Below are 470 nucleotides of genomic sequence, written 5' to 3'. Positions count from 1 at the left end.
AGGCTGTCATACACAGCATAATCATCCGTACAATAAAACCGAATATTAAAGGGCGATAAAAGGGCAAGCAGTTTGTCTAATGTTTTCCGGCTGCGATCCCCAAAAACATGCGCCACTATCCGTTTCAGACGGGGTTCCCAAGCATACCAAAGCCAGCGTTGATTTTTCTTGTTCCCCACAAACGACCCTTGCTCATCCATTTCACAGATAAGCTGAATGTTATCCCCGTCAAGAGGAAGCGTCGTCACGTTTCGGGGGGTAAGTTTTTAGCGTTGTCATGACGGTGCTTGTGGCCACTTTCAGGACACGGGCGGTGTCGCGGATCCCTCCGTTATTCATTGCCATATCGATAATCTGTTCTTTAACACCGGGTTTACAGGCTTGATAGGTGTATTCCAACTGAAAGACCTTACAACAGGCATAACAGCGATAACGGGGATGGCCGCCATTTCCTTTTCCATGCCCTTTGA

At 47.7% G+C, this 470-nt stretch carries 1 pseudogene; it reads right to left on the bottom strand.

From position 1 onward, the window contains the following. A pseudogene (locus PSI23_RS22065) lies at positions 1-470 on the bottom strand (IS1 family transposase); the annotation flags it as partial.

It is taken from the genome of Xenorhabdus yunnanensis, assembly GCF_028598805.1.
GTDB lineage: Bacteria > Pseudomonadota > Gammaproteobacteria > Enterobacterales > Enterobacteriaceae > Xenorhabdus > Xenorhabdus yunnanensis.
This window is presented reverse-complemented; position numbering and strand designations above follow the sequence as displayed.